Below are 4445 nucleotides of genomic sequence, written 5' to 3' on the forward strand. Positions count from 1 at the left end.
CCGGAAGGAGGGGAGCCGGACTGTGTCACCTCATTTTGACACAGCAGCCTTCTCCGCGCTTAGCGGGCGGCCTACAGCAGGTTAGCGGCTTGAACGCCCAGTGCGCCGGCCAGCACACCTGCCACAGCACAGATGATCTTGATAATCAGATCCCAAGTCGATTTCTTGACAGCCATAATTTTCACACCTCCTTTCGTTGCGGTTGATAGTAGTTGACGAGTTGACAAGTTGACGAGGGGACAAGTTGACGAGGGGCTTTAGCTGCCGAAGTTCCCGTAATCCTCGTTGTCCTCGTTTACTACCCACTTGTCTCCATTATCAATTCTCCATTCTCAATTATCAATTCTCCATTCTCCATTCCCCTACATCTCCTTCGCCACCTCGAAGCACGGGCATTGCTTCACCCACTCCCATGCCTCGACCGTTCCGTTGCGGTCCAGGTCGGGGCTGAGGTCGCGGTGTCCGCAGACGCGGACGTTGCCCTTGAAGCGGCGCAGCAGCTGGGCCACCAGCAGGCGCAGGGCGGCGCGCTGTTCGGGCGTGCGGGTGTCCTTGGGTTGGCCCTGGGCGTCCAGTCCGCCTTCGTAGCAGATGCCGATGGAGTGCTTGTTGTAGCCTTTCACGTGCGCCCCTGCAAGCTCCAGAGGGCGGGTGACGACGGTAGTCCCGTCGCGGCGGATGTAGTAGTGGTAGCCCGTCATGCGGTAGCCGCGGCGACGGTGCTCCCGGTCCAGCGCCTCGGGGGTGAGGACGTGGCCCTCACGGGTGGCGCTACAGTGGATGACGATGTAATCGATTCTTCGCATGGTTCTTTTGTTTAGGGTTTAGGGATGAGGGTTTAAGGTTTAGGGGGGAGGGAGGGCACCACTGAGTCCACAGAGTCCCACAGAGGGGAAAATTTTAATCCGTGCCTAAAAACTTCTTTCAACGCAGATTACGCAGATTATCGCAGATTAAAATCCATATTTTTCCGTGTCATCCGCGTCATCCGTGTCTGAAAGATGTACCACAGAGTTTCACAGAGGGGAGGCGGGGCCAGGTTCGTGTGCATTGTCTATACACCCTAAACCATAAACCCTCAACCATAAACCCTCACCCCTCATCCCTCAACAGAATTTAACCTAACGGGTCCTCCCCGCCGTCTTCACCGGTTCCGCCGCCGGGGGTGACAGTGCTGCTACCGTCACTGCCTGTGTCGGCGCCGTCGGCAGCGACCAGTTCGAACTCGATGTTGTTCGGGGCGCCTTTGGTGGAGGCGTTGGTGTCGTTCACCAGTCGGAGCGAGCTGTCGGCCATGAAGCGGATGTTGACGCGGGTGATGTTCTTCACCGTGCAGTTCTTGGCCTCTTCGGCGGTCTCGCAACTGAAGGTGGTGCGGAACAGTCCCAGGCCGTCCACTTTCACCGTGTTTCCGTCCGTCAGAATCTGGCGGATGCTGCGGATCAGGCCGCGTGCCACGTGCAGCACGTCTTCGGCCGACATGCCGCCCAGTGCCTCGATGTCGGCGGCGATGCGTTCCAGGTCGTAGGTCTTGGCGTCCTTGGGCTTGCGCACCAGGGTGTAGACCATGGGGGAGCTTTTGTCCCCGATTTTCTTGTGGCGTTGTACGCGCACTACTAATGCTTTTGTCATGATGTTAAGATTTTTATTTGTTGTGAATGGAATCGGTACGGCGTTCCTCCCGTGCAGGCTTTCCGGTGGGCTCCATGGCATCCCTTTCTCCTTGTCTGCTGGTTCAAAGATACTATATCTGTTTGGCAATGAATCTGTTATTGTTGGTTACGGTCGGTTTGTGTCCGTATAAGTATGTTTTTGTGGGTTAGGGTAGGTTTTTGTGTGAAGAAAGTATGGAATATGCTTGCTTATGTTGTTAGTTTTCGCTATATTTGTGATGCAGTTAAACGGAATTATCAATCATAAAAAAGCGGCAAAACCATGAGAGAGGAAGAAGTGACCGAACATCCGTTCGAGCTGCGCAGCTACGGGAAGAGGGAGCTGGCAGCAAAATACAATCCGAGAATCAGTGCAGACAGTGCGGTGAAGATGCTGAACCGCTGGATAAAAATGAAGCCCGGCCTCTCCGAGGCTTTGGAGAAGACCGGGCTGAATCCGCGTGCCAAGTGCTATACGCCTGCGCAGGTCAGGCTGATTGTCGAGGCTTTAGGTGCTCCCTGAGGCAGGCTTCCCAGAAGCTGTCGGGGTAGTCCACGTCGAAGAGTTCGCGGCCGTTGCCGTTCTGCCGTTCCTGGCAGGGCTGGTAGCGGCCGCAGTCTTTGTTGTAGGTGAAGCAGCAGCTGCCCGGCTCGCCCAGGTGGCGGAAGCGCACTTTCTCGACGTGTACGCGGGTGCAGCCGCCTATGCGGTCGCGCTCCACCACAAGGCAGTAGTCGCACTTGTTGGCAAAGTCGGCCGAGCCGTTGATGTCGTTCATCTCCACCCGGCGCAGTTCGCCCAAGGGGTTGCGGTTCACCTTGCGCGGATGGGCCACGAGGATGACCAGGCAGCGGTTCTGCATGGCAAAGCGGCTCAGGCGGTTCAGCAGGTCCGAGATGTACTGCAGTTCGGTCTGTCCCGGCGCCAGTTGCTGCTCCAGCCGGTTCAAGGGGTCGATGACGAGGATGCGGATGCCCCTGCGCACCACCATCCGGCGGGCGGTGGCCAGCACGTGGTCCAGCGTGTAGGCCTCGGTGCCGGGTTGCAGGTGGAAGATGTTTTCGCTGAGCCAGTCCACGATCTGCTCCACGCGCTGCGGCTCCAGTCCCGAACTGCGGCGGAACTTCTCGCCGGCGATGCGCTCGATGAGCTTGCACTGGTGCAGGGCAAGGGGCTGGTTTTCGGGGCTGAAGTAGAGGGCTTTCCAGTCGTGCAGCATGGCCAGTCGGGTGACCAGCTCGTCGACGAACTCCGACTTCCCGTCGCCGGGCCGTCCGGTGACGACGAGCAGCCGTCCGGTCTCGAAGGTGCAGAGGCGGTCGAAGTTGGCCAGTCCCGTCTCGGCGCCGCGTGTCAGGCCGTTTTCGAAGAGGGCTTTAAGGTCTTCGCGCAGGTCGGCCGCGGTCACCACGTCTTCCAGCGGCAGCTCGGCGGCCTGGTCGAGGCAGTGCAGCAGGCTGTCGCGTCCGTGGCGCAGCAGTTCTTCGTTGGCGTCCTTGCAGTCGGGGCTGAAGGTGACGATGCGGCAGCGTTCCTCGCCAAAGCGGCGTATCAGCTCGTGGCGCATCTTCAGGCCGTTGGCGTCGGTGTCGGTGGCCAGGTAGATGGTCTTCATGGCGTCGAAGTGGCTCTCCATGAAGCGGTCCAGCCAGGCGGAGTTGGTGTTTCCGCCGGCGGGCACGGAGACGACGGCCGTGCGGCCCACTTCGTGCAGGGTCAGGGCGTCAATCTCGCCTTCGACGATGTAGCAGCTGTCCGCCCCCTTCAGCGAGTCGAGGTTGTAGGGGATGAGTTCGGCGCCTTTCACCATCTTGAAGGCTTTCTGCAGGGTGCGGAACTTGGTGTTCACCAGTCGTCCGTCCTCGAAGTAGTTGAAGCCGATGCAGAGTTCGGGGTCCTTGGGCGTGCTGCCCTGCCCGAAGGGGGGCATGGGTTCGTACTGCCCGGTCACCTTGAGCTGGCGCAGGGTCTGGGGGCTGATGCCACGCTTGCCTACCAGGTAGTCGGCGATGGAGGCGGGCAGGTTGAGGTTGGCCTCGACGAAGCTGGGGCGTACGTAGCGCCTGGTGGCCGACTGGGCTTCGTGCTGGCGCTGCTGGCGGTCGAGGCGCCGTTGGCGCTGGCGTTCTTCGTCGGAGTCGGGTACGCGGAAATTGGCTTCGCAGTGGAAGCAGTGGCACCATCCGGTGTCCAGGTCGACGGAGAGCGACTTGTCCTCGGGGTGGGTGCGGGTGTCTTTGCATTTGGGGCAGGTGGTCCGTATCTTGCCGCTGGTGCGGCCGCCGGTGTCGATGCCGGCCTGACTGAAATTTCTCATGTTTTTTGTGTGTTTTAAGGGTTTAACGTGTGGGGTAATGTGCAAATGTGCTAATGTGCAAATGACCATGCGGATGGTACATTTTTCAGACGCAGATGACGCGGATGACACGGAAAAACCAGGATTTTAATCTGTGACAATCTGCGTAATCTGTGGTGTAACAATGGCATGCAGATAACGCAGATATAACTGATGAGCACAGATTATTTTATTAATTTTTAATCTGCGATAATCTGCGTAATTTGCGTTGAAAGAAGTTTTTAGACACAGATAACACGGATAAAATTTTTCCCTCTGTGCGACTCCGTGTCCTCTGTGGTGAAAACGCCTCGCCTTTGCCCTCCAAACCCGTGGGGTTTTCCGCCCTGTTGCCCCGCATCTTGGTGGCAGACGCGGGGCAATTTGGGGACAGATGCGGCGGGTTTCTTATCCGTACTCGGGCTCCCAGCGCTTCAGGCGGCTGTTCCAGGTGGAA

General features: G+C 58.4%; 5 protein-coding genes. 1 reads left to right on the forward strand and 4 read right to left on the reverse strand.

Going from position 1 to position 4445, the window contains the following annotated elements; translation table 11 throughout:
* Positions 1 to 71: 71 nt before the first annotated feature.
* The 3 genes from Q3C19_RS17875 to Q3C19_RS17885 all read right to left on the reverse strand — a co-directional run bounded on the left by Q3C19_RS17875 (position 72) and on the right by Q3C19_RS17885 (position 1632).
* A complete protein-coding gene (locus Q3C19_RS17875; RefSeq protein WP_022163173.1) occupies positions 72 to 176 on the reverse strand; it encodes a smalltalk protein in 105 nt (34 codons plus the stop codon).
* 186 nt (positions 177 to 362) lie between these two features.
* Positions 363 to 806 (reverse strand): N-acetylmuramoyl-L-alanine amidase, encoded by a 444-nt coding sequence (locus Q3C19_RS17880; RefSeq protein WP_302731166.1) that lies wholly within the window; start codon positions 804 to 806, stop codon positions 363 to 365.
* 310 nt (positions 807 to 1116) lie between these two features.
* Positions 1117 to 1632 (reverse strand): DNA-binding protein, encoded by a 516-nt coding sequence (locus tag Q3C19_RS17885; RefSeq protein ID WP_302731168.1) that lies wholly within the window; start codon positions 1630 to 1632, stop codon positions 1117 to 1119.
* A gap of 303 nt (positions 1633 to 1935) precedes the next feature.
* Between Q3C19_RS17885 and Q3C19_RS17890 the strand changes: the two genes are divergently transcribed.
* Positions 1936 to 2175 carry a DUF4248 domain-containing protein gene (locus tag Q3C19_RS17890; RefSeq protein WP_302731170.1) on the forward strand — a complete coding sequence of 80 codons (240 nt, stop codon included), beginning with the start codon at positions 1936 to 1938 and terminating at the stop codon, positions 2173 to 2175.
* Here Q3C19_RS17890 and Q3C19_RS17895 read toward each other — a convergent pair.
* Positions 2141 to 3970 (reverse strand): DnaB-like helicase C-terminal domain-containing protein, encoded by a 1830-nt coding sequence (locus Q3C19_RS17895; protein ID WP_302731172.1) that lies wholly within the window; start codon positions 3968 to 3970, stop codon positions 2141 to 2143. The two genes, Q3C19_RS17890 and Q3C19_RS17895, sit on opposite strands and share 35 nt — an antisense overlap.
* Positions 3971 to 4445 lie beyond the last annotated feature (475 nt).

The organism is Bacteroides sp. ET489, from assembly GCF_030518095.1.
In the GTDB taxonomy this organism is placed as follows: domain Bacteria; phylum Bacteroidota; class Bacteroidia; order Bacteroidales; family Bacteroidaceae; genus Bacteroides; species Bacteroides ndongoniae.

Coding starts and splice junctions, on each gene's coding strand:
- Q3C19_RS17885 (WP_302731168.1), bottom strand. CDS start 1,632: ATGACAAAAGCATTAGTAGTGCGCGTACAACGCCACAAGAAAATCGGG.
- Q3C19_RS17890 (WP_302731170.1), top strand. CDS start 1,936: ATGAGAGAGGAAGAAGTGACCGAACATCCGTTCGAGCTGCGCAGCTAC.
- Q3C19_RS17880 (WP_302731166.1), bottom strand. CDS start 806: ATGCGAAGAATCGATTACATCGTCATCCACTGTAGCGCCACCCGTGAG.
- Q3C19_RS17895 (WP_302731172.1), bottom strand. CDS start 3,970: ATGAGAAATTTCAGTCAGGCCGGCATCGACACCGGCGGCCGCACCAGC.
- Q3C19_RS17875 (WP_022163173.1), bottom strand. CDS start 176: ATGGCTGTCAAGAAATCGACTTGGGATCTGATTATCAAGATCATCTGT.